At 55.7% G+C, this 24,547-nt stretch carries 23 protein-coding genes; 13 read left to right on the plus strand and 10 right to left on the minus strand.

What is annotated here, in order from left to right:
- Positions 1-339 precede the first annotated feature (339 nt).
- Entirely contained in the window at positions 340-1,896 is a 1,557-nt protein-coding gene (locus ACLI4M_RS19660) for a TerC family protein (protein ID WP_048915871.1), read from the plus strand.
- A 197-nt stretch (positions 1,897-2,093) separates the two neighbouring features.
- On the opposite strand, the gene ACLI4M_RS19665 is transcribed toward ACLI4M_RS19660, so the two are convergent.
- From ACLI4M_RS19665 to pabB, 4 genes are all read right to left on the minus strand, one after another.
- Positions 2,094-3,656, minus strand: a complete 1,563-nt coding sequence (locus ACLI4M_RS19665) for an EAL domain-containing protein (RefSeq protein ID WP_048915872.1) — start codon at positions 3,654-3,656, stop codon at positions 2,094-2,096.
- Between the two features lie 245 nt (positions 3,657-3,901).
- Entirely contained in the window at positions 3,902-5,266 is a 1,365-nt protein-coding gene (locus ACLI4M_RS19670; RefSeq protein WP_133623773.1) for an L-serine ammonia-lyase, read from the minus strand.
- Positions 5,267-5,453: 187 nt separating this feature from the next.
- A complete protein-coding gene (locus ACLI4M_RS19675) occupies positions 5,454-6,032 on the minus strand; it encodes a CoA pyrophosphatase (protein WP_133623772.1) in 579 nt (192 codons plus the stop codon).
- A complete protein-coding gene (gene pabB / locus ACLI4M_RS19680) occupies positions 6,022-7,389 on the minus strand; it encodes an aminodeoxychorismate synthase component 1 (protein ID WP_133623771.1) in 1,368 nt (455 codons plus the stop codon). Before pabB ends, ACLI4M_RS19675 begins: the two co-directional genes overlap by 11 nt.
- Before the next feature lie 114 nt (positions 7,390-7,503).
- On the opposite strand from pabB, the gene ACLI4M_RS19685 reads away from it, so the two are divergent.
- Positions 7,504-7,731, plus strand: a complete 228-nt coding sequence (locus ACLI4M_RS19685; protein WP_048915876.1) for a YoaH family protein — start codon at positions 7,504-7,506, stop codon at positions 7,729-7,731.
- Positions 7,732-7,769: 38 nt separating this feature from the next.
- On the opposite strand, the gene ACLI4M_RS19690 is transcribed toward ACLI4M_RS19685, so the two are convergent.
- On the minus strand, positions 7,770-8,114 hold the full coding sequence (locus ACLI4M_RS19690; RefSeq protein ID WP_048915877.1) for a RidA family protein: 345 nt from the start codon (positions 8,112-8,114) through the stop codon (positions 7,770-7,772).
- Positions 8,115-8,249: 135 nt separating this feature from the next.
- Between ACLI4M_RS19690 and ACLI4M_RS19695 the strand changes: the two genes are divergently transcribed.
- The 5 genes from ACLI4M_RS19695 (at position 8,250) to rnd (ending at position 14,709) form a co-directional block, all read left to right on the plus strand.
- On the plus strand, positions 8,250-10,184 hold the full coding sequence (locus tag ACLI4M_RS19695; protein ID WP_048915878.1) for an ATP-dependent DNA helicase: 1,935 nt from the start codon (positions 8,250-8,252) through the stop codon (positions 10,182-10,184).
- Between the two features lie 35 nt (positions 10,185-10,219).
- A complete protein-coding gene (gene tsaB, locus ACLI4M_RS19700) occupies positions 10,220-10,921 on the plus strand; it encodes a tRNA (adenosine(37)-N6)-threonylcarbamoyltransferase complex dimerization subunit type 1 TsaB (protein ID WP_208864883.1) in 702 nt (233 codons plus the stop codon).
- 59 nt (positions 10,922-10,980) lie between these two features.
- Positions 10,981-11,577: a Slp family lipoprotein gene (locus tag ACLI4M_RS19705; RefSeq protein WP_048915880.1), complete on the plus strand. Its 597-nt coding sequence runs from the start codon at positions 10,981-10,983 to the stop codon at positions 11,575-11,577.
- Positions 11,578-11,793: 216 nt separating this feature from the next.
- The gene (gene fadD / locus ACLI4M_RS19710) at positions 11,794-13,479 is read left to right on the plus strand and encodes a long-chain-fatty-acid--CoA ligase FadD (RefSeq protein ID WP_133623769.1); all 1,686 of its coding nucleotides are present in this window, start codon (positions 11,794-11,796) and stop codon (positions 13,477-13,479) included.
- 120 nt (positions 13,480-13,599) lie between these two features.
- Positions 13,600-14,709, plus strand: a complete 1,110-nt coding sequence (gene rnd, locus ACLI4M_RS19715; RefSeq protein ID WP_133625078.1) for a ribonuclease D — start codon at positions 13,600-13,602, stop codon at positions 14,707-14,709.
- A gap of 59 nt (positions 14,710-14,768) precedes the next feature.
- On the opposite strand, the gene minE is transcribed toward rnd, so the two are convergent.
- Genes minE through minC form a run of 3 tightly spaced genes read right to left on the minus strand, consistent with a single transcriptional unit; the run spans position 14,769 to position 16,610 of the window.
- Positions 14,769-15,050 carry a cell division topological specificity factor MinE gene (minE, locus tag ACLI4M_RS19720; RefSeq protein WP_099753633.1) on the minus strand — a complete coding sequence of 94 codons (282 nt, stop codon included), beginning with the start codon at positions 15,048-15,050 and terminating at the stop codon, positions 14,769-14,771.
- A gap of 3 nt (positions 15,051-15,053) precedes the next feature.
- Positions 15,054-15,866, minus strand: a complete 813-nt coding sequence (gene minD / locus ACLI4M_RS19725; RefSeq protein WP_048915883.1) for a septum site-determining protein MinD — start codon at positions 15,864-15,866, stop codon at positions 15,054-15,056.
- A gap of 42 nt (positions 15,867-15,908) precedes the next feature.
- Positions 15,909-16,610, minus strand: coding sequence for a septum site-determining protein MinC (gene minC / locus ACLI4M_RS19730; RefSeq protein WP_048915884.1), 702 nt, complete (start codon positions 16,608-16,610; stop codon positions 15,909-15,911).
- 155 nt (positions 16,611-16,765) lie between these two features.
- Here minC and ACLI4M_RS19735 point away from each other — a divergent pair, with 155 nt between their 5' ends.
- From ACLI4M_RS19735 to ACLI4M_RS19750, 4 genes are all read left to right on the plus strand, one after another.
- Complete coding sequence (locus ACLI4M_RS19735; RefSeq protein WP_133623768.1) at positions 16,766-17,041, plus strand: YcgL domain-containing protein; 276 nt, start codon at positions 16,766-16,768, stop codon at positions 17,039-17,041.
- A 92-nt stretch (positions 17,042-17,133) separates the two neighbouring features.
- A complete protein-coding gene (locus ACLI4M_RS19740; protein ID WP_048915886.1) occupies positions 17,134-18,231 on the plus strand; it encodes a lytic murein transglycosylase in 1,098 nt (365 codons plus the stop codon).
- A 69-nt stretch (positions 18,232-18,300) separates the two neighbouring features.
- On the plus strand, positions 18,301-18,960 hold the full coding sequence (locus tag ACLI4M_RS19745; RefSeq protein WP_133623767.1) for a fumarylacetoacetate hydrolase family protein: 660 nt from the start codon (positions 18,301-18,303) through the stop codon (positions 18,958-18,960).
- An 82-nt stretch (positions 18,961-19,042) separates the two neighbouring features.
- The gene (locus ACLI4M_RS19750; protein ID WP_048915888.1) at positions 19,043-19,492 is read left to right on the plus strand and encodes a YcgN family cysteine cluster protein; all 450 of its coding nucleotides are present in this window, start codon (positions 19,043-19,045) and stop codon (positions 19,490-19,492) included.
- A 47-nt stretch (positions 19,493-19,539) separates the two neighbouring features.
- Here ACLI4M_RS19750 and dsbB read toward each other — a convergent pair whose 3' ends face one another.
- Entirely contained in the window at positions 19,540-20,070 is a 531-nt protein-coding gene (gene dsbB, locus ACLI4M_RS19755) for a disulfide bond formation protein DsbB (protein WP_048915889.1), read from the minus strand.
- Positions 20,071-20,378: 308 nt separating this feature from the next.
- Here dsbB and fadR point away from each other — a divergent pair, with 308 nt between their 5' ends.
- Complete coding sequence (gene fadR / locus ACLI4M_RS19760) at positions 20,379-21,098, plus strand: fatty acid metabolism transcriptional regulator FadR (RefSeq protein WP_048915890.1); 720 nt, start codon at positions 20,379-20,381, stop codon at positions 21,096-21,098.
- A gap of 46 nt (positions 21,099-21,144) precedes the next feature.
- Here fadR and ACLI4M_RS19765 read toward each other — a convergent pair whose 3' ends face one another.
- The gene (locus ACLI4M_RS19765; protein WP_048915891.1) at positions 21,145-22,683 is read right to left on the minus strand and encodes a SpoVR family protein; all 1,539 of its coding nucleotides are present in this window, start codon (positions 22,681-22,683) and stop codon (positions 21,145-21,147) included.
- A gap of 522 nt (positions 22,684-23,205) precedes the next feature.
- Between ACLI4M_RS19765 and ACLI4M_RS19770 the strand changes: the two genes are divergently transcribed.
- The gene (locus tag ACLI4M_RS19770) at positions 23,206-24,507 is read left to right on the plus strand and encodes a D-amino acid dehydrogenase (protein ID WP_099753637.1); all 1,302 of its coding nucleotides are present in this window, start codon (positions 23,206-23,208) and stop codon (positions 24,505-24,507) included.
- The last annotated feature ends 40 nt before the right edge of the window (positions 24,508-24,547 follow it).

Consider the following 24,547-nt stretch of genomic DNA (forward strand, 5'->3'; position numbering starts at 1 on the left):
AATTATGTGACCGTGCTCAGTAATTTAGACGCCGATCCACATTTGTCGGCTGAATGTTGAAACAACATGTCTGTGAAGGATTATGCACCCTGAGTGTAAGAAAATATTTTGACGTCCCTGTGGCAACTGATAAAGTAGTGATCCTTTTTTCATACAGGAGTAACGGGCCTCAGCCCTCCCTATGGACTGTCACCGAAGTCGCTTAATCATGCCGCCGGGCTATCCGGTATCGTTTTTAACGTCATTTGACGTCATCATGTTTTCCACCTGTCGTTATCTCTGCCGCACGTTCAGCCGAACGCCTGCTGCGATTTCCCGTTCCTTTTTCCGGAGTCTTTCATGGAATTTCTTTTAGACCCCTCAATCTGGGCCGGTCTCTTTACGCTCATTGTTCTTGAGATCGTGCTGGGCATCGATAACCTGGTGTTTATCGCTATTCTGGCCGATAAACTCCCGCCAAAGCAGCGTGATAAAGCCCGTCTGATTGGCCTGTCACTGGCGCTGATTATGCGTCTTGGCCTGCTGTCGCTTATCTCATGGATGGTGACCCTGACCCGTCCGCTGTTTAGCGTTGGCGAATTCAGCTTCTCTGGCCGTGACCTGATCCTGCTGGTGGGGGGGCTGTTCCTGCTGTTCAAAGCCACAATGGAGCTGCATGAACGGCTGGAAAACCGTGAGATGAATGACGGCGGCAATAAAGGATATGCCAGTTTCTGGGCCGTGGTGGTGCAGATCGTTATTCTTGATGCGGTATTCTCCCTCGATGCGGTAATCACCGCTGTCGGGATGGTTAACAATCTGGCGATTATGATGACCGCCGTGGTGATTGCGATGGGCGTGATGCTGCTGGCATCCAAACCGCTGACCAACTTTGTCAACGCGCATCCGACCGTGGTGGTGCTGTGCCTGAGCTTCCTGCTGATGATTGGTCTCAGCCTGGTGGCGGAAGGTTTCGGCTTCCATATTCCAAAAGGTTACCTGTACGCAGCGATTGGCTTCTCGATTCTTATTGAGCTGTTTAACCAGATTGCGCGCCATAACTTTATGCGCCATCAGGAAAGACGCCCGATGCGTGAACGCACCGCAGAGGCAATCCAGCGCCTGATGGGCGGGCGTCGTCAGAGCGAAGTGCAGAACAGTGAAAGCAGTGAAGTTGCCGCGATCATGCCGCAGGAAGCGTTTAAAGATGAAGAGCGCTACATGATCAATGGGGTACTGACGCTGGCATCCCGTTCAGTGCGCAGCATCATGACGCCGCGTGGTGAGATCTCCTGGGTTGACGCCACGCGTCCGCTGGATGAAGTTCGCCTGCAGCTGCTGGATACGCCGCACAGCCTGTTCCCGGTTTGCCGGGGCGAGCTGGACGAAATCATTGGCGTCGTGCGCGCGAAAGAGCTGCTGGTGGCCTTGGATCATGGGATTGATGTGGCAACCTTTGCCAGCAATACTCCGCCGATCATCGTACCGGAAACGCTCGACCCGCTGAACCTGCTGGGCGTGCTGCGCCGGGCGAAAGGCAGCTTTGTCGTTGTCACCAACGAGTTTGGCGTGGTGCAGGGGCTGATTACCCCGCTGGACGTGCTGGAAGCGATTGCCGGTGAGTTCCCGGATGAAGATGAAACCCCGGATATCATTGCGGATGGTGATGGCTGGCTGGTGAAGGGCGGAACCGATCTGCACTCGCTCCAGCAGCTGCTGGATACTCAGGAGCTGGTTAAGCCGGAAGACGATCATGCTTCGCTGGCAGGGCTGCTGATTGACCAGAAAGGTCAGCTGCCAAAAGCCGGTGAGGTGATTGAGATGCTGCCGCTACGCTTCCAGATTATTGAAGCCACCGACTACCGTATCGATCTGGTGCGCGTGACCAAAGAGCGTCAGGAAGACGAAGAAGAGTAAATATCCGGCGTGCCTGACCTGGATTAACAGCGGCCAGGCACGCCTCCCAACATCTGAAGCCTCATCGTCGCAGTTTAAAACCCACAGCGAGCACGAGGCGAGTGGGGGATGAGCTCAGACCGGTCAGAGGACGTTAGCGCTGGGAGCGATGTCTGAAGATAGTTAAAAGGCATGCCTGGCCGCTACAGGTCAACCCATCACGCGCTCAGCGTCTCCTGATGATTCATCAGCCATTCTGGGAAATCCCCCAGCGGCATCGGGCGGGCAAAGAAGTAGCCCTGAAGCGTATCAACGCCTCTCTCACGCAGATACTCAGCCTGTTCCGCCGTTTCTACTCCTTCAGCCACCAGGCTAATGTTCAGACGCTGCGCCAGTGAAATCACCATATCGGTCACGGTCGCATTGATCGCATCGGTGCCGATAGCGGCGGTAAAGACTTTATCAATCTTCAACACGTCCGGGCTCAGGGTCTTCAGGTACGAAAGGGAGCTGTGGCCAGTACCAAAATCATCGATCGCCAGCTTCACCCCAATCTTATGCAGATGCGACACCACGCGCTGATCGACCACCGGCAGCGAATCCCGCTCGGTCAGTTCGACAATCAGCTGTGGCCTGGGATTAGCCGGCCACCACAGTTGCTGTAAATCGTCGATAATGGCGCGCTCGTGGAAATGGCTGGCCGCCACATTGATCGCAATATGGAACGATTGACAGGCCGGCAGCTGCGGCAAATGGCGCACCACTTCACTGATGACAAAGCGGGTCAGCGGAGCTATCAGATTCTGCCGTTCGGCCAGCGGGATAAATACATCCGGCGGGATCCAGCCCTGGCGCGGGTTATGCCAGCGCAGCAGCAGTTCAATACCTTCACAACCCCCGCTGCGTGCGTTGATCAGCGGCTGGCAGTACACCATAAATTCACGGGCGGTGATGCCATAGCTAATCTGCCACGACAGGCTCATACGGTTGGCGGTTGCCAGCCAGACGATATAGCCCATCAGCAGGCTCAGCAGCAGGGCCAGCGGCAGCTGCGAAGGCACCGTCACCAAAGCCAGCCGCGCCGGGGATGGCCCAAATAGTGTGATCGAGAACGGGTAGCGCAGTGACGACTCTTCATAGGTCACTTCATCCTCTGAAGGCACCGCCGGTTCAATCATCGGATTACCAAACTCCAGGCTCTTACCACCCACGTTAAAAATGGCGCGCTCAACCCACGGCAGGGTCGGCTCCAGCAGATAGTTGGTCATCAGCTCAATATTGATGATCTGAATGATCCCGGAACGGTTGTCGAGGGAGCGTGGCGTCCAGAGCAGCAGCACCGGCGATCCCTTGATCAAATGCTCATCAACCGACAGCATCATGCGCTGGTTATTGACTGCCAGTTCTGGATAGTTGTCGGCAAAGCCAACATCCGTGGAGCCATAGATGCTGGAGCAGTAAACGCGGTCTCTGTCCACCAGTAAAATAGACCTGACCGTCTGCAAAGAAGCCAGTTTTTCAATCAGCGGAAAACGCACTTCACCACAGGTCAGGCCCACCAGGCCAAGGGTATTGTTTGCCGCGACGTCAAGCGGCGAGAACATTCGGTCAAAACGCTGGATAGCGTTGTCTGCGAAACTTCGCGACTGCTGCTCTATTCGGCCTTTCTCTTCCAGAAAACGGAAGGTTAACGTGAGAATGAGCACCAACGCGGCAACCACCACAGCGATCAGTAACCGCTTGCGGCGAAACTGTCCTAAAACTTCCTGGGACATGTGCATCAGTAACCACCCTTAGATCAAGACGCGTATAAATAGAGACCGAATACCAATTATCGGCAACAGGGGCATTAAGTTTAGTCGTGCTGAAGATAAAAGCTGAAGCGCTCAAAAACAGGAAGTTACTCGCGTAGATACGCCGAAAACACTCTAGCGGTTTCCAGGTTGCGGAGATAGCAGGAGAAGAAAATTATTTTTACGTTAAGACACAAAAAAAACGCCACCGCAGAGGTGGCGTTACGCTGTGATTAATCACACTGGACTTTTATCGCCAGCCCGCCGCGTGATGTTTCACGATATTTGGCATTCATGTCTTTGCCGGTCTCGTACATAGTTTCAATCACTTTATCCAGCGAGACGCGCGCTTCGCTGGTACGGCGCATCGCCATGCGCGCCGAGTTGATCGCTTTCACCGAAGCAATGGCATTACGCTCAATGCACGGCACCTGCACCTGACCTGCCACCGGGTCGCAGGTCAGTCCAAGGTTATGCTCCATACCGATTTCGGCAGCAACGCAGACCTGTTCCGGGCTGGCACCCAGTAGCTCGGCGAGACCCGCTGCGGCCATTGAGCAGGCGACGCCAACTTCGCCCTGGCAACCCACTTCAGCGCCAGAGATTGACGCATTCATTTTATACAGGATGCCGATAGCGCCGGAGGCCATAAAGTAGCGGATAAAGATGTCAGGGCTAACCGATTCGATAAAGCGATCGTAATACGCCAGCACCGCAGGCACGATGCCGCAGGCGCCGTTGGTTGGCGCTGTCACGACGCGGCCACCGGCAGCATTCTCTTCATTCACCGCCAGCGCGAACATGTTGACCCAGTCGATAACGTTCATCGGGTCGCTGGACAGCTTATCGGAAGAGGTCAGCAGCCGGCGCAGCGCGGAAGCACGGCGCGGAACGCGCAGCGGGCCTGGCAGTACGCCTTCGGTATTCAGGCCGCGATCGATACAGTCACGCATGGTCTGCCAGATATCGGCAAAGTAACGCTCAATGTCGGCACGGCTGTGCACGGCCAGTTCGTTCTTCATGATCATGCCGGACAGGGAGAGGCCGGTCTGATGGCAGTGCTCCAGCATCTCTTTCGCGGAGTTGAACGGGTAGGGGACCGACACTTCGTTCAGCACGGTTTTACCGAAACTCTCTTCATCGACAATAAAACCACCGCCGACGGAGTAGTAGGTTTTGCTGTAAATTTTCAGGTCGCCAGCAAAGGCGTGAATGCTCATGCCGTTCTCATGCAGCGACAGATTATCACTGCGGAACACCATGCCGCCCTCACGCGGGAAGTCGACTTCGTGTGCGCCGTTAGCCAGCAGTAGGCGTTGGCGCTGCTCCACGTCGCGGATGAAGCCGGGAATAGCATCAATGTCGACCGTTTCAGGGGAAGCCCCGGATAGCCCCATAATGATGGCGATATCAGTGTGGTGCCCTTTGCCGGTCAGCGACAGGGAGCCATACACATCGACGGCGATGCGCGTCACGGAAGAGAGCTGGCGGTTATTTACCAGATCGTCGACAAACAGTTTGCCGGCTTTCATCGGGCCGACAGTATGAGAACTGGACGGGCCAATGCCGATCTTAAACATGTCGAAAACGCTAATCACGTTACACGCTCCTGTCAGGATTATTGCTCGCGGTGGGCATTGCTCACGGTGGTTGCCCACGAATGGCGAGAAATATAAATGAAAAACTGCCGAATTGCAGTGATTTGGATCGCCACGCTGCGATTTTCTGGTGATAAATAATGTGAAGGTGGTTTTATCTGCAACTAATGGCTGGATTTTAACCGATTCAGGCCGGTTTAGCTACCTGAAGGCTAAGCTGACGAATAATCCCGGCGGTCATTCCCCAGATAAAGTAGTCATCAAACCACGATAGCCAGACGCGGTGTGACTGCCCGCCACGGTGCACATCCAGCGCGGAGTAGCGGCTCAGACGCAGCGCTTCTTCCAGCGGCATCTCAAACACCGATTCCACTTCGCCCTCGTTGGCCTGCCACTCCAGACCCGGCGGCAGCAGGCCGACGACCGGCGTAACCTGGAACCCGGTGCTGCTGGTGACCGCAGGCAGAATGCCGACCACGCTGACCGCCGCCGGCGGGATCGCGACCTCTTCAGCGGCTTCACGCAGGGCGGTGGCCACCAGGGAGGCATCGCTGCTGTCCATCGTGCCGCCGGGAAACGCCACCTGCCCGGCATGTTTACGCAGCGTGGCGGCACGGCGGGTCAGCAGTAAGGTTGGGCTGGCATGAGCGACGATCGGCACCAGCACGGCGGCCTGCCGACGCGGTAAATTCTGCTGCCCGGCAGCGGGCGGTTGCAGAATAAAACGCGCCAGAAAGCGCTCCAGCACCGGGTTGTCATGCGTCATCAGTCAGCTGCTCCAGGCAGGGTAAAATGCGGTTCACTTTATCGAAGGTTTCCTGATATTCCGCCGCTTCTTCGCTGTCGGCAACAATCCCGCCTCCGGCAGCACAGTAGAGGGTGCCGCGTTCGGCAATCAGCGTGCGGATGGTAATGCTGGTGTCCATGCGCCCGCAAACGCTGAGATAGCCGATACTGCCGCACCAGGCATTGCGCCGCTGTGGCTCCAGCTCTTCAATAATTTCCATCGCCCGCACTTTTGGCGCACCGGTAATCGACCCGCCCGGGAAGCAGGCGCGCAGCAGATCGCAGGCGGAAAGCGCAGGCTTTAGCTCGGCAGTGATAGTGCTGACCAGATGATGCACCGCCGGGAATGGCTCAACCACGAACAGCTCGGGCACTTTGACGCTGCCCGGGGTGGCAACGCGCCCGATATCGTTACGCAGCAGGTCGACGATCATCAGATTCTCGCTGCGATCCTTTGGCGACTGCGCCAGCTTCTCTCCCTGCAGGCGGTCGGCCACGGGATCGGCCAGGCGCGGCAGCGTGCCTTTAATCGGGCGCGTTTCAATCTGCTGACGCTGCAGCTTGATAAACCTTTCTGGCGACTGGCTGAGGATTGCGCTGTCCGGCAGGCGCAGAAAAGCGCTGAACGGTGCGCGGTTGGCGGCACACAGCTGGCGGAATGCCTGCCATTCATCGCCCGCGTAGCTGGCGTTGAAGCGTTGGGCGAGATTTACCTGATAGCAGTCGCCGGAGAGCAGCCACTGCTGCACTTGACGGAACTTGTCACCGTATTCTTGACGCGACATATTCGCCTGCCAGCTGCTGGTCAGGCGGAAGGCGGGCTGAGCTGCCGCCTGCTGATCGTCCAGCCAGTCCAGCCGCGCCTGCACGTCGCCATGAACCACCAGCGTCAGTTTTTGCTGGTGGTGATCGGCAATCAGCGCCCAGTCGTAAATGCCTACCGCCATATCCGGCGTGGTCAGCTGCTGCTGTGCTGTAGCGGGCAGTTTTTCAAAGCGCCGGCCGAGGTCGTAGCCAAACAGGCCAAGCGCACCGCCCTGAAACGGCAGGCTGTCATGATGCTCAGCACGCAGGCCGCAGTTTTCCAGCTGCTGCTGCAGCAGCGCGAGTGGGTCATCCTCACTGACTATCGTCCCGGCTGCATGCTCGATTACCGTCTCTGCGCCGCGCGTGGTGAGAGTGATACACGGCTGAGCCACCAGGATATCAAAGCGGTTATCGCTGTGGTCGGCAAAGCCGGAGTGCAGCAGCATTGCCCATGGCTGATGGGAAAGGGTGGCAAACCGATCGGCCAGCGCATCTGGCGTATACTTCAGAGGATGATAGACAGGCGACATGGTTCTTCAGCAGATAAAGGTACACAGGTGCGCAAGCCTGACATATTTTTAAGCCGCTGGCATCTCTTTGTCGCCCGTGGAATAATCCCGCAGCAAATCCACCCAGGAGTCACTATGTTTACAGGATTACCCGCGCTGTCGTACGAAGAGCAGCAACAGGCCGTAGAACGCATTCAGGAACTGATGGCAAATGGCATGAGCAGTGGCGAGGCCATTGGCATGGTGGCGGCTGAAATTCGTGAGAATCACACGGGCGGACATGTCCCGGTAATGTTTGACGAAGATGAAGAAGACTACATGGGCGATAACAACCACGACGAAGAAGAAGACGAAGAAGAGTAAGTGGTTTACCCCTGCCCGCTGCTAGCAGGGGAAAGAGGTTACTTCGCGGCAACCACTTTAATTTCGACCAGATATTTCGGGTTCATCAAATTGGCCTGTACGGTGCAGCGCACGGGCGCATTACCCGGCGAGACCCAGGCATCCCACGCGCGATTCATCGCGGCAAAATCTTCTTTGTGCACCAGAAAAATGGTGGCATCCAGAATCTTACTTTTATCTGAGCCGACGCGCGTCAGCAGCTTATCAATTACCGCGAGGGCGTTGGCGGTCTGCGCTTCGGCATCCTCATCCAGATTCTCCGGCACGCTGGTGTAATACACCGTGTCGTTATGGATCACGGCTTCCGACATGCGGTGCTCTGGGTCAATACGTTCGATGGTCATGTGCATTCCTTTATTACTGATACTTTTAAACGCAGACAGACTGGCACAGATTCAGGCGGCTTGTCACCTTAAGGGTGGCTCAGACCGGTGGATACTGACATAATTACAGGTGTTTTTTTCCGGCAGTGAGGATGTGTGGCAGACGATTTTGCAGCAGACGGCGCCCTGGCGCAGGCTATACCCGGCTTCAGGCCGCGTGAACCACAGCGGGAGATGGCCGCCGCCGTGGCCCGGGCGATTGAGGGCAAGAGCGAACTGGTGGTCGAGGCCGGTACCGGCACCGGTAAAACCTATGCCTATCTTGCCCCGGCACTGCGCTCCGGGAAGAAAGTGATCGTCTCGACCGGTTCAAAAGCCCTGCAGGACCAGCTTTACAGCCGCGACCTGCCGACGGTCGCCAAAGCGCTGAAGTTCAAAGGCAGCGTGGCCCTGCTGAAGGGGCGCTCCAACTATCTGTGTCTGGAACGCATGGAACAGCAGTCGATGGCCGGTGGTGAACTGGCGGTGCAGGCGATGAGCGATCTCGTTCACCTGCGCGGCTGGTCAAACGAAACCGTCGATGGCGATATCAGCACCTGCGGTGGCGTGGCGGAAGACAGCACTATCTGGCCGCTGGTCACCAGTACCAACGATAACTGCCTTGGCAGCGACTGCCCGCAGTATAAAGATTGCTTCGTGGTTAAAGCCCGCCGTAAAGCGATGGATGCCGATGTGGTGGTGGTCAACCATCATCTGTTTCTCGCCGATATGGTGGTGAAAGAGGGGGGCTTTGCGGAGCTGATCCCGGATGCTGACGTGATGATCTTCGACGAAGCGCATCAGGTGCCGGATATCGCCAGTCAGTACTTTGGTCAGCAGCTCTCCAGCCGCCAGCTGCTTGACCTGGCGAAAGACATCAATATTGCCTACCGTACCGAGATCCGTGACGTCCAGCAGCTGCAAAAATCCGCCGACAGGCTGGCGCAGTGCGCCCAGGATTTCCGCATCGCGCTGGGCGACCCCGGTTTTCGCGGCAACCTGCGCGATTTACTGAGCAATCAGCAGATTCAGCGCGCGCTGCTGCTGCTCGATGACGCGCTGGAACTCTGTTACGACGTGGCGAAGCTCTCGCTGGGGCGCTCTGCACTGCTGGATGCCGCCTTTGAGCGCGCCGCGCTCTACCGCGGGCGTTTAAAGCGCCTGAAAGATGTTTCGCAGCCGGGATTCAGCTACTGGTATGAGTGCAACTCGCGCCACTTTGTGCTGGCGCTGACGCCGCTCTCGGTGTCCGATCGCTTCCGCGAAGTGATGGATGAGCGTCCGGCCAGCTGGATCTTTACCTCGGCAACGCTGGCGGTGAATGAGCAGATGACCCACTTTGTCGACCGCCTAGGCGTCGGCCAGGCAGAGACGCTGATCCTCAACAGTCCGTTTGATTTCGCCAGCCAGGCGCTGCTGTGCGTGCCGCGTAATCTGCCCTCACCAAATCAACCCGGCGGGACGCGCCAGCTGGCACGCATGCTGCGCCCACTGATTGAAGCCAACAACGGGCGCTGCTTCTTCCTGTGTACCTCGCACAAGGTGATGCGCGAGCTGGCGGAAGAGTTTCGCGCCATGCTGACCTTACCCGTGCTGCTGCAGGGCGAAACCAGCAAAGGCCAGCTGCTTAAGCAGTTTGTCGCGGCGGGTAATGCCCTGCTGGTGGCAACCAGCAGCTTCTGGGAAGGGGTGGATGTGCGCGGTGATGCCCTGTCGCTGGTGATTATCGACAAGCTGCCGTTTACCTCGCCGGACGATCCGCTGCTAAAAGCGCGTATGGAAGACTGCAAGGTGCGCGGCGGCGATCCGTTTGATGAAGTGCAGCTGCCGGATGCGGTGATCACCCTTAAACAGGGGGTTGGCCGTCTGATCCGCGATGTTGACGATCGCGGCGTGCTGGTTATTTGTGATAACCGCCTGGTGATGCGCCCCTACGGCGCGGTTTTCGTTAACAGTTTGCCGCCGACGCCGCGTACCCGAGATTTAGACAAGGCCGTGGCGTTTCTTAAGCCAGCGACAAGCAGTAATGGATCCGGCGGCAGTATGCTATGATGCGCGCCGAAAATTTTTCTCCCCCTGAGGTTGTGATGTCCACGCGAATTTTAGCTATTGATACGGCGACAGAAGCCTGTTCGGTTGCGTTGCTGAACCACGGTCAGACGTTAGCCCATTTTGAACTCTGCGCGCGTGAACATACGCAACGCATTCTGCCGCTGGTGCAGCAGATCCTGCGCGAGAGCGGGGTGGCATTAAGCGAACTGGATGCGCTGGCATTCGGGCGTGGCCCCGGCAGCTTTACGGGCGTGCGCATTGGCATTGGCATCGCTCAGGGATTATCGCTGGGTGCCAGCCTGCCGCTGATTGGCGTTTCCACCTTGCAAACCATGGCGCAGAGCGCATGGCGTCTGCATGGGGCTTCCCGCGTGCTGGCCGCGATTGATGCACGCATGGGCGAAGTTTACTGGGCAGAATATCAGCGCGATGAGCAGGGCGTCTGGCACGGTGAGCAGAGCGAAGCGGTGCTGAAACCGGAAGCCGCCGCGGCACGTATGGCAAAGCTGAGTGGTGAATGGGCCTGCGTGGGTACCGGCTGGCAGGCCTGGCCGCAGCTGGCAGAAAACAGCCCGCTGAGCTTAACCGTTACTGATGTGACGCTACCGCGCGCAGAAGATATGTTGCCGCTGGCCGGGCAGGCGCTGGCCGCCGGGCAGACCGTGGCCCCGGAACACGCAGAGCCGACTTACCTGCGTAATGAAGTGGCGTGGAAAAAATTACCGGGTCGCGAGTAGCCGTCGGCAACTATTTAAATGGGATGCAGTCGAAGTAGCATAAACCAGGGAGAATCTTAATGCGTAAACCGAGTATCTGGCAGTTAAGTGGTTTGTTATTGGTGTCGCTGTTGCTCAGCGGCTGTGTCACCGTGCCGGATTCAGTTAAAGGCTCCTCGCCCACGCCCCAGCAGGATCTGGTGCGGGTGTTAAGTGCGCCAGAACTGTTTGTTGGTCAGGAGTCGCGCTTTGGCGGGAAAGTCATCAAAGTCGACAACCGCAATGGTATGACGCGGCTGGAGATTGCCGCCATGCGCCTTGATGACGGGGCGCGCCCAATTCTTGGCAGCGCCTCTATTGGCCGTATCTTTGCTGACGTGAACGGTTTCCTCGATCCGGTGGATTTCAATAACCAGATGGTCACCGTGGTCGGGCCGATCAAGGGCACTGAGAAAGGCAAGATTGGCGAGGCGCAGTATAGCTTCGTGGTGGTGAGTGTGACCGGCTATCAGCGCTGGCATATGAGCCAGCAGATCGTTACGCCGCCGCAGCCTATCGACCCGTGGATCTGGTATGGCCCCGGCAACGGCCGCCATCGCGGAGGTTACTGGGGCCCGGCCCCGTGGGGTTACTACAACACCGGCCCGGCGCAGGTGCAGACCATTCTCACCGAGTAGCCACAGCGCGTAAACATTGACGACGGCATATCTGCCAGCCGCTGGCGATATGCCGTTTTTTATTGATTCTCTCCGGATGAGAGAAATTTAGTGATGGGCTTCGCAACCTCAAAACAGAGACCTGAGCAAACTGGTACGCTGAGTTAAAATAATGTTAACAGATGCCGATCGGTCGAGGCTGCGATGACAACAAATAATAATTTTCGAGGTGATTCCTTGCATAAGGTTTGGCTAAACCGCTACCCCGCTGATGTACCTGCTGATATTAACCCCGATCGCTACCGGTCGCTGATCGAACTGTTTGAGCACGCGGCGCTGCGTTACGCTGAGCAAACGGCATTTATCAATATGGGGCAGAGCATGTCCTTCCGTCAGCTGGATGCGCGCAGCCGCGCATTTGCCGCCTATCTGCAACAGGGGTTGGGGCTGAAAAAGGGCGACCGCGTAGCGCTGATGATGCCAAACCTGCTGCAGTACCCGATTGCCCTGTTCGGCATCCTGCGTGCCGGCATGATTGTGGTGAACGTTAACCCGCTGTATACCCCACGAGAGCTGGAACATCAGCTGAATGACAGCGGTGCCAGTGCGATTGTGATTGTCTCCAACTTTGCCCACACGCTGGAAAAAGTGGTGGCGAAAACCCAGGTTAAGCACGTGATCCTGACGCGCCTTGGCGACCAGCTCTCCCCGGCCAAGGGTACGCTGGTCAATTTCGTCGTCAAATACATCAAAAAAATGGTGCCGAAATATTATCTCCCCGGAGCGATTTCGTTCCGTCAGGCGCTGCACAGCGGGGCACAGCTGGAGTATGTTAAGCCGGAGATTATCAATGACGATCTCGCTTTCCTGCAATATACCGGCGGCACTACCGGTGTCGCTAAGGGCGCCATGCTGACGCACCGCAACATGCAGGCTAACCTTGAGCAGACCAAAGCGACTTATGGCTCGTTGCTTAAGGCGGGTGAACATACCGTGGTCACCGCGCTACCGCTGTACCATATTTTCGCGCTGACGGTGAACTGCCTGCTGTTTATCGAGCTGGGCGGCGCTAACCTGCTGATCACCAACCCACGTGATATTCCGGGCCTGGTAAAAGAGCTAGCGAAATATCCCTTTACCGCGATCACCGGCGTTAACACGCTATTTAACGCGTTGCTTAACGATGCCGCGTTCAACCAGCTCGATTTCTCAACGCTGAGTTTATCCGCCGGTGGCGGCATGGCGGTGCAGAAGGCGGTGGCCGAGCGCTGGGAGAAGCTGACCGGCCATTATCTGCTGGAAGGTTACGGCCTGACAGAATGCTCCCCGCTGGTGTCGGTCAACCCGTATGACATTACCTGCCATAACGGCAGCATTGGTTTACCGGTGCCCTCTACCGATATCATGCTGGTGGACGAAGCCGGGAATGAAGTGCCGGAAGGTGAACCGGGCGAACTCTGTATTAAAGGCCCGCAGGTGATGCTGGGATACTGGCAGCGCCCTGATGCAACCGATGAAGTTTTAAAAAATGGATGGCTTCGCAGCGGTGATATTGTTACCGTTGACCACGAAGGTTTCCTGCGTATTGTCGATCGTAAAAAAGATATGATTCTGGTTTCCGGTTTCAACGTTTATCCTAATGAGATCGAGGATGTGCTGATGCTGCACCCAAAAGTGCGCGAAGCAGCCGCCATTGGCGTGCCGAATGATGTCGCGGGTGAGATGGTGAAAATCTGCGTGGTGAAGAAGGATCCGTCACTGACGAAAGATGAACTGCTGGCTCACTGCAAGAAGCATCTGACAGGATATAAAATTCCTAAAATTGTTGAGTTCCGTGATGAGCTGCCGAAGACCAACGTCGGCAAAATACTGCGTCGCGAACTGCGCGAGGAAGCCATCAAGACGGCCCAGCCCACAGGCTGATCGCCAATGGCTTTTCCTGCTAACGTACAATGCCGGGTTGCCCGGCATTTTTATTGTTAACGCCAGCTGACTACAGGGCAATGGCCCCTGTGGCGAGAGAATACAAATTTGAATTACACCATGATCACCACCAATGAGGCGCTGGCCGAGGTCTGCCTGCGCGCCCGTCAGGTTCCTGCGCTGGCGCTGGATACTGAATTCGTCCGTACCCGTACTTACTACCCGCGTCTCGGTTTAATCCAGCTGTTCGACGGAGAGACTATTTCACTGATCGACCCGCTGCCGATCACCGACTGGACACCGTTCCGCGATCTGTTGGTCGATGCACAGTGCATCAAATTCCTGCATGCCGGGAGTGAAGACCTCGAAGTATTCCATCACGAGTTTGGCGTGCTGCCGCAGCCGATGATCGATACGCAGATCCTCGCTGCCTTTAGCGGCCGCCCGCTGTCGTGCGGCTTCGCGACGATCGTTGAGTCCTTTACCGGCATTGCGCTGGATAAAAGCGAGTCACGTACTGACTGGATAGCGCGCCCGCTAACCGAAAAACAGTGCCAGTACGCCGCTGCTGACGTGTTCTATCTGCTGCCGATTGCGCATAAGCTGATGGCAGAGACCGAAGCAGCAGGGCAGATGGACGCGGCGCTGGATGAGTGCCAGCTGCTGTGCAAGCGCCGCACTACGCTGCTTGACCCGCAGGATGCCTGGCGTGAAATCACCAATGCCTGGCAGCTGCGCCCACGTCAGCTGGCCGCGCTGCGCCTGTTGGCTGCCTGGCGGCTTGAGCTGGCACGGGAGAAAGATATGGCGGTTAACTTTGTGGTACGCGAAGAGAACCTGTGGAAGGTCGCCCGCTTTATGCCGGGTTCGCTGGGCGAGCTGGACCATCTGGGGCTGGCCGGGCAGGAGATCCGTTTCCACGGCAAAGCGCTGGTAGCGATGGTGGCGCAGGCCAATACACTGAGCGAAGCAGAGCTACCGCAGCCGTTGCCGAATCTGGTTGACTATCCGAACTACAAGCAGGTTTTCAAAGGGTTAAAAGCCCTGGTGGCGGAGGCGGCGGAACAGCATGGCGTCAGTCAGGAACTGCTGGCATCGCGCCGTCAGATCAATCAGCTGCTGAGCTGGTACTGGAAATTGAAACCACAAACGACTAAGCCGGAGCTGGTGGATGGCTGGCGTGGGAAACTGCTGGAAAAGGGTATCAACGAACTGCTCGCGGCGTACTAAACGCGCGAAGAAATTTTCCCCTGCTGCGATAGCAGGGGAAAATCAGGAACGGTTGGGGATCATTTCGGTGTGTCTTCCGCTTCCGCTTCTGTCTCTGGCAGGGTGACGTTCAACTCAAGAATAGAGATGTCATCATCCTTTTGATCCAGCTTGACGCTCAGCATCTCTGGATCAATTTTCACGTATTTGCAGATCACTTCCAAAATGTCCCTTTTCAGCTGTGGCAGATAGTGGGGCTCACTGTCGCCCCTTCTGCGTTCCGCCACAATAATCTGCAGCCGCTCCTTGGCTATATTGGCTGTGCTCTTTTTACGGGATAAAAAGAAATCGAGTAAGGCCATGGTTTATCCCCCAAACAGGCGTTTCAGGAAACCCTTCTTCTCTTCTTCAATGAAGCGGAAGGGACGTTCTTCACCGAGCAGACGGTCAACGGTATCGGCATAAGCTTTACCTGCGTCTGATTCAGCGTCCAGGATCACTGGCTCACCCTGGTTTGAGGCGCGCAGCACGGACTGGTCCTCCGGAATCACGCCGGCCAGTGGAATACGCAGAATTTCCAGTACGTCTTCCATGCTCAGCATGTCACCGCGGTTTACGCGGCCCGGGTTATAACGGGTCAGTAACAGATGCTCTTTAATCGGGTCCTGGCCGTTCTCCGCACGACGTGATTTGGAGGACAGGATACCGAGAATACGGTCGGAGTCGCGCACTGACGACACTTCCGGGTTGGTGGTGATGATCGCTTCGTCGGCGAAATAAAGCGCCATCAGGGCACCGGTTTCAATCCCCGCCGGGGAGTCACACACCACGAAATCGAACTCCATGTTGCCGAGGTCATTCAGCACTTTTTCCACGCCTTCGCGGGTCAGTGCATCTTTATCACGGGTTTGCGACGCTGGCAGAATAAACAGGTTTTCGGTGCGTTTATCTTTGATTAACGCCTGGTTCAGCGTGGCATCACCCTGAATCACGTTCACAAAGTCATAAACCACACGGCGTTCACAGCCCATAATCAAATCGAGGTTACGCAGACCGATATCGAAATCGATAACGACAGTTTTTTTACCTTTCTGCGCCAAACCGGTAGCGATGGCCGCGCTGGACGTGGTTTTACCAACGCCTCCCTTACCCGATGTAACAACAATAATGCGTGCCATATAGTAATTTCCTTAAGAAAAGAAAGGGCTCGTGAGCCTGGCTCAGTTCAATGTTTGTATAGTCAGGGCGCCATCTTTGAGACAAAGACGCGACGCTTTTCCGAAAAATTCAGCGGGGATCTGGTCCATAATCCAGTAGTTACCGGCTATGGAGACCAGTTCAGCTGATAAACTGGTACAAAAAATCTGGCAATTTTTATCGCCGGAGGCGCCAGCCAGCGCACGCCCACGCATCATGCCGTAAATATGGATATTGCCATCGGCGATCAGTTCAGCACCGGCGCTGACGCTGTTAGTAACGATAAGATCGCTGTTTTTGGCATAGATTTGCTGCCCGGAACGAACCGGTGTGGAGATAATCCGGGTTTTGGTGGCAGGTAGCTCGGTCGGGGCAACCGGCACTGGCAGTGCCGCTGCCTCAGCATTTTTCTTCTGCTCTTTGCCTTCGCTCAACACGGGCAGGCCCGAGCGCGCAATCATGCGTTTTAACTGCTCATCCTTGCAGCCGCTGATGCCAACAATATGTAAACCTGTCGCCACGATAGCCTGCTGCATCAGCCGCCAGTTAACTTCGCGCGAGAGCGACGACACATTGACGACCACGGGGGCATTCTTCAGAAAGGCCGGAGCCTGGCTGACCTTCTCCTCCAGTGCCCGACGCACGGTATCAGGATCGGTGTGGTGCAAATGAACGACCGACAGCGTAAAACTACTGCCCTTTAACTCGATTGGCGATTGTGACATCTGTCCCGCTCAGTCCTGTTATTTCTTACCCGGCTAAATCAACCCCACAAGACGGTGATTAATCAAAGCCGTGAATATTCCGAAGTTCTGCAAGCATGTTATAGTTACTGTAATATTCAGGCAAGCCACCATCCCGGTTAATTCGAGTAAAAAATATGTTTTGTGTGATCTACAGAAGTCCCCAGCGTGACCAGACTTATCTTTATGTCGAAAAAAAAGACGATTTCTCCCGCGTTCCCGAAGCCTTACTGAAAGGGTTCGGCAAACCGCAGCTGGCAATGCTGCTGCCGCTTGACGGCAGTAAGAAGCTGGTGGGTGCGGATATCGAGAAAGTCAAAGCGGCGCTGCGTGATGAAGGCTTTTATTTACAGATGCCGCCGCCGGTAGAAAGTCTGCTTAAGATGCACCTGGAAAATGATAAAAAAGTTTAATTAGGATTCATCTGCAAATATATCTCCACCGTTCAGAACCCCCCCTGGATGTTTTAATTCGACGGTGGAGAGCGTAAAAAAAAGGATGCCGCATGAAGCTGTCAGCCCTGCACACTTTACTGTTCACCGTCGCCCTGGCTGGCTGTGCCGCCAGTAACCACGCCGCTCCGGCCCCCGAAACCTCAGAACCTGCAGCTAAACCTGCAGCCAGCCCCACACCTTCCGGTGGCTTCCTGAAGCCAACCCCGAGCAGTAGCACCCTGGCGCAACAGGGGCGCGATCCCGCAGAGTTCCCGGCCTACGTGGAGCAGCTTAAAGCGCAGGCCCGCCAGCAGGGAATCGACCAGGCTACTATCGATACGGCATTCACCGGCGTGCATTTTGTTGATCGGGTGATCAAATCCGACCGCGGGCAGCTCGAGAAAAAAATCACCCTTAACGACTACCTTAGCCGGGTGATCACCCAGGCGAAGATCGATAAAGGGCGCGAGAATCTGCAGCAGTATCAGAATCAGCTGCAGCCGATTGCTGCCGCTTCTGGCGTGCAGGCCAATTACATTGTGGCGCTGTGGGCTATGGAAAGTCAGTTCGGCAGCATCCAGGGCAAAGAGGAAGTGGTCTCCGCACTTTCAACGCTGGCATTTGAGGGCCGCCGCGAGGCGTTCTTTACCAAAGAGCTGATGGCGGCGCTAAAAATCATTCAGCAGCAGCAGATGTCCGCTGCCGATCTAAAGGGCTCGTGGGCCGGTGCGATGGGGCAGAGCCAGTTTATGCCAAGCTCTTTCCTGACTTATGGTAAAGACGGCGATGGCGATGGCAAAATCGATATCTGGAACAACCTTGATGATGTCTTTGCTTCCACCGCTAATTATCTGCAGCGTGAAGGCTGGCAGGCGGGCCAGCGCTGGGGCGTGGAAGTGACGCTGCCGGGCAACTTTGATGCGCAGCTGGCCGGGCTGAAAACGCCGCAGGCGAAAACCGTGGCGCAGTGGCAGCAGCTGGGCGTGCAGGCCAATAATCCCGATGCGGCCAGCAACGGCGCACAGCGGGCATGGATTGTGACCCCGGAAGATGGCGACGGCCGTTCATTCATGGTTTATGACAATTTCCGCACTCTGATGCACTGGAATCGATCCTATTATTTCGCTATCAGTATTGGCACCATGGCCGATGCACTTGCGGCACAGTAAGCACTAAACTCATCACGACGTGCGCTGGCACGATGTCGGCGCCGCTCACCAACCAGGCAGGGGAAGAGTATGTATCAGCATCACAACTGGCAGGGCGCACTGTTAGATTTTCCGGCAAGTAAGGTCGTGTGCGTGGGCAGTAACTACGCTAAACATATTAAAGAGATGGGCAGCGCTACGCCGACTGAGCCGGTACTGTTCATCAAGCCGGAAACTGCGCTGTGCGATATGCGCCAGCCGCTATCGATTCCGCAGGGGTTAGGCGCGGTGCATCACGAAGTTGAGCTGGCAGTGCTGATTGGCGCGACGCTGAAGCATGCAAGCGTTGAGCATGTGGCAAAGGCGATTGCCGGCTACGGCGTTGCGCTGGATTTAACCCTGCGTGACGTGCAGGCCGGGTGCAAGAAAGCCGGTCAACCTTGGGAAAAAGCCAAAGGCTTTGATAACTCCTGCCCGCTCTCCGGTTTTATTCCGGTCAGTGAGTTTAACGAAGATCCTCAGGACGTGGAACTGAAGCTGGTGGTCAACGGCGAAGTGCGCCAGCAGGGCAGCACCGCGGACATGATCCATAAAATTGTGCCGCTGATTGCCTACATGAGCCAGTTCTTCACCCTGCGTGCGGGCGACGTGATCCTGACCGGCACGCCAGAAGGGGTCGGCCCGATGGTTTCTGGCGATAAGCTGCAAGTCTCCCTGGGCGGAAGAGGGGTTGCCACGCGCGTCCTGTAATCACCCGCCAAGGCGAGAACACTTGCAACTGAAGCCCAAACCCCTTATAAGGTTCGGGCTTTTACTTTTACTGGACGCCAACATGACTGAGACCCCTTTCTGGCAGCGTAAAACGCTGGAACAAATGAGCGACGAGGAATGGGAATCCTTATGTGATGGCTGCGGTCAGTGCTGCCTGAATAAGTTGCAGGATGCCGATACCGATGAAATCTACTTCACCAACGTCGCCTGTAATCAGCTGAACATCAAAACCTGCCAGTGCCGTAACTATGAAACCCGTTTCGAACTGGAGGAGGACTGCATCAAGCTGACGCGCGATAATTTGCCCACCTTCCAGTGGCTGCCGCCGAGCTGCGCCTATCGCGTGCTGGCTGAAGGCAAAACTCTGCCGCCGTGGCATCCGCTGCGCAGCGGTTCACGTGCCGCCATGCATGCCGCGCGTATTTCGGTGCGCCACATCGCCGTGCATGAGAGCGAAGTCGTAGACTGGGAAGAGCACATCATTAACCGTCCGCGCTGGTACGGCAAGTAGTACAGAAGGCGGAGGAGCAGAGCCAGCGGACGCTGGCTCTGGCAAGCTTAACGTGAGAACAGATCGCGTCTTTTCGGTTTAAACGCCTGGGCAATCAGCACCAGCACGCCAACCAGCAGGTAAGCCGCAAAGATCCCCACCAGCCACTGCGGCATCCCCAGCGTCAGAAACGACCAGGATTTCTCCGCGCAGTCACCTGAGGCGACAAATACCGACGGCAGCCATTTATCCAGCGGCAGCCACGTCGGGAAGCGAGCAGCAAAATCACAGGTGACAAACGGTGACGGATGCAGCTGGATCATCGTGTGTTCCCACGCCAGACGCACCCCTTCCCAGGCACTGTACAGCCAGATGACGATTGCCACCCAGCGCAGCGGTGTTTTTGGTGCGATGGCACCGACAATCCCTGCACCCATAATGCCAAACAGCGCGCAACGTTCATAAATGCACATTACGCAGGGTTTCAGCAGCATCACGTGCTGAAAATAGAGCGCTGTCATCTCCAGGGCAAAAGCCGTTAGCGCCATTAAAAGCCAGGCACCCCGGCCATAAGAGCAGCGATTCAGGTATCTCAACATAAGTCTGTCCGTGTAGTAGGCGTTGAAACGGCAGTGTAAACGAAAAGCGCCAGCATGCCAGCCTGCGTGAGAAAAATTTAAGCGGGAAAATGACTTAAAATAAACCCGTTAGTAAAAAAGTGAAGTTTTCAGCTTTCGAAGCCGACACGGAAAAAGAAGCCGATAAAGCGCCATCCGTTACCGGAAAAGAATCTCTGATTTTTGCAGATGATCGCTTTTTCCCCGGTAGCCAGGCTAGGTGAAGCCTGGGGCGTCTGGTATGATGAGCTGAAATTTTGCAGTCCTGAACGCAACGGAATTAGAACGCTATGGTCATTAAAGCGCAGAGCCCTGCGGGTTTCGCTGAAGAGTATATTATTGAAAGTATCTGGAATAATCGTTTTGCTCCGGGTTCTATCCTGCCTGCAGAGCGTGAGCTCTCCGAACTGATTGGCGTTACCCGCACCACGTTGCGCGAAGTGCTTCAGCGCCTGGCGCGCGATGGCTGGCTGACCATTCAGCATGGTAAACCGACTAAGGTGAACAATTTTTGGGAAACTTCGGGGCTGAGTATTCTGGAAACCCTGGCCCGGCTTGACCATGACAGCGTGCCGCAGCTGATCGACAATCTGCTCTCCGTGCGCACCAATATCTCTTCAATCTTTATCCGCCGCGCTATCCGCACCTATCCGGAAAAAGCCCGCGAAGTGCTGGAAACGGCCAATCAGGTTGAGGACCAGGCCGAGGCGTATACCAACCTTGACTACAATATTTTCCGCGGGCTGGCCTTTGCTTCAGGCAACCCGATTTACGGTCTGATTCTTAATGGATTGAAAGGGCTGTATACCCGCGTTGGCCGCCACTACTTCTCTAATCCGGAAGCGCGCCGTCTGGCGCAGGCGTTCTATCAGCAGCTGCTGGAAATCCTGCAGACTAAAAACTATGAGCTGATTGTCGACAGCGTGCGTGACTACGGCCGCCGCAGCGGCGAAATCTGGCACGCCATGCAGATCAGCATGCCGACCGACCTGCCGCCGGCGCGTCGCTGAAATTAAAAGGGACGACCAAAAAAGCGGTCGTCCCCTACAATTGTCCTCAGATAGCTGTTCCGGCACGCGGCGGACAGCGGTCTAAAATTTCAACGCTGCCGTCATCGTTCTGCTGCTCGAGATTGACATCAAAGCCCCACAGGCGGTGTACGTGTTTCAACACTTCACGACGGCTCTTGTCGAGCGGTGCCCGGTTATGCGGCACATAGCGTAACGTCAGTGAGCGATCCCCACGTAAATCAACGTCATAAACCTGAATATTCGGCTCCAGATTGCTCAAGTTATATTGAGCGGACAGCTGCTGGCGAATAGCCCGATATCCGGCTTCATCGTGGATAGCCGCAATCTCAAGGAAATTATTGCGGTCATCATCCATCACGGTAAACAGGCGGAAGTCACGCATCACTTTCGGTGACAGGAACTGGCTGATAAAGCTCTCATCCTTAAATTCGCGCATCGCGAAGTGCAGGGTATCCAGCCAGTTCGAACCGGCGATATCCGGGAACCAGTAACGATCCTCCTCCGTCGGCTCTTCACAAATACGTTTGATATCCTGGAACATGGCAAAGCCCAGCGCATAGGGGTTGATGCCGTTGTACCACTGGCTGTTATACGGCGGCTGGAACACCACGTTGGTATGGCTGTGCAGGAACTCCAGCATAAAGCGCTCGGATACTTTGCCTTCATCGTACAGGTGATTAAGGATGGTGTAGTGCCAGAAGGTCGCCCAGCCCTCGTTCATAACCTGAGTCTGCTTTTGCGGATAGAAATACTGGCTTACTTTACGCACGATACGCAGGCACTCACGCTGCCACGGTTCGAGCAGCGGAGCATTCTTCTCCATAAAGTAGAGAATGTTCTCCTGCGGCTCCGCCGGATAGCGGGTATTGGCGAAGTGGGTCTCCTCACGCTCGCGGCGCGGCAGGGTGCGCCACAGCATGTTAACCTGGCTTTGCAGATACTCCTCGCGGCTCTTCTGGCGGGCTTTCTCCTCCTGCAGCGAGATCTTCTGTGGGCGTTTGTAGCGGTCAACACCGTAGTTCATCAACGCATGACAGGAGTCCAACAGCCGCTCGACCTGTTCCACACCATAACGCTCTTCACACTGGGTAATATAGTTACGGGCAAAAATCAGATAGTCGACAATCGAGCTGGCATCGGTCCAGCTGCGGAACAGGTAGTTATTTTTGAAGAAGGAGTTGTGCCCATAACAGGCATGCGCCATAACCAGCGCCTGCATCGTCATGGTGTTTTCTTCCATCAGATAGGCGATGCAGGGATTGGAGTTAATGACGATCTCATACGCCAGCCCCTGCTGCCCATGCTTGTAACGCTGCTCGGTCTCAATAAATTTCTTACCGAATGACCAGTGGGCGTAGTTAATTGGCATGCCGACGCTGGAGTATGCGTCCATCATCTGTTCCGAGGTAATGACCTCGATTTGGTGCGGGTAGGTATCAAGGCGGTAAGATTTGGCGACGCGGTCAATCTCCTTGAGATACACATCAAGCAGGTCAAAGGTCCAGTCTGGTCCATCATCGAGTCGTTTGCTGTCCTTAATCGGAACGTCAAAGATCGTGGTCATAGCGCACCCCTTTTTATAAAACCGGTTTCTGGCGATACATCCGTAGCGGCAAAATGTCCGTTTTCATGTCAGCTTCACCCGCAGCCGTGCCGTGATGATAAGCCTGGAATTAAAACCAATATCTCAATGATAGTTCACTGTCTCTTATCCCTCTTGCGAAAACAATTGAAATTTTCGATACAAAATACAGCGTTGGGTTAAAAAAGGTTTTTACCTGAGGTTAAATGCAGAATAAGGCTGTTTTTTTAGAATAATATACTGTTTATCGTGAAAAGTTATGACGGGGATCGTTTGTGCTGATGTTTGCGCAATTATGCTATTTATTGATTATTACCTGCTTAAAAAGTGTCTTTGTTAGAGTTTTCAACTGAAATGATGGCGGCATCTTGTTTTTATTTCGGCATCAGGTAAAAAATATGTGAAATTTATCAGTGGAAGGATGAAGTGCTCTCTGGTTTTTTCATCCAGTTGATAACTAAAAATCCAGTGCATTGTTCTTTTCTAATTCTCGGCGAGGTGGTTATGCGTGTTGTCATTCTGGGCAGTGGAGTGGTTGGCGTGGCGAGCGCCTGGTATCTGGCACAGGCCGGGCATCAGGTGACGGTTATCGACCGGCAGCCCGGCCCGGCACTTGAAACCAGCGCGGGTAATGCCGGGCAGATCTCGCCGGGCTATGCTGCCCCCTGGGCTGCGCCAGGCGTGCCGCTAAAAGCCATTAAATGGATGTTTCAGCGCCATGCTCCGCTGGCGATTCGTCTGGACGGAAGCCGTTTCCAGCTCGAGTGGATGTGGCAGATGCTGCGTAACTGCGATATGCGCCACTATCAACAAAATAAAAGCCGCATGGTGCGCATTGCCGAATACAGCCGGGACTGCCTGAAGGCGCTGCGCCAGCAAACAGGCATTGCCTATGAAGGGCGCCAGGGCGGCACGCTGCAACTGTTCCGCACCGCCCAGCAGTACGAAAGCGCGGCCAAAGATATCGCCGTGCTGAAGGAGGCCGGCGTGCCTTACGAGCTGCTGGAAGCCGCGCAGCTGGCGCAGGCAGAACCGGCGCTGGCCGCCACGCAGCACAAGCTGACCGGCGGGCTGCGGTTACCTAATGATGAAACCGGTGACTGCCAGCTGTTTACCCAGCGGCTGGCTAAAATGGCTGCTGACGCTGGGGTAGAGTTCCGTTTCAATACCCCGGTTGACGGGTTACTCCAGGAAGGGAATAAGATTACCGGCGTGCAGTGTGGCGATGAGCGGGTGACGGCTGAGGCTTACGTCGTTGCGTTCGGATCGTATTCAACGGCACTGCTGGATGAGATCGTCAAAGTGCCTGTCTATCCGCTAAAAGGTTACTCGCTGACCATTCCAATTAAAGATGCAGATGCCGCGCCGGTCTCAACGGTGCTCGATGAAACCTACAAGGTGGCAATCACCCGATTTGACGACCGCATCCGCGTGGGCGGCATGGCGGAAATTGTCGGCTACAACACCAAACTACTGCCTGCGCGTCGCGGCACGCTGGAGATGGTGGTGCGCGATCTCTATCCGCAGGGTGGGCATATTGAGCAGGCGACGTTCTGGAGCGGGCTGCGCCCGATGACCCCGGACGGAACGCCGATTGTCGGCCGTACCCCATTGAAAAACCTGTTCCTTAATACCGGTCATGGTACTCTTGGCTGGACCATGGCATGCGGTTCTGGTCAGCTGCTGGCCGACATTATTTCCGGCCGCACGCCGGCGATTGCGGCTGACGATCTGTCCGTCATGCGCTATCTGCCGGGATATGCTCCGGCCGCAGCGACCACGCTGCACGGTGCCAATATTCGTTAATGCAGCCCAAGGTTATAAGTTATTCAAGGAGAGGAGAGGG

Source organism: Erwinia sp. LJJL01 (assembly GCF_047300805.2).
GTDB lineage: Bacteria > Pseudomonadota > Gammaproteobacteria > Enterobacterales > Enterobacteriaceae > Erwinia > Erwinia aphidicola.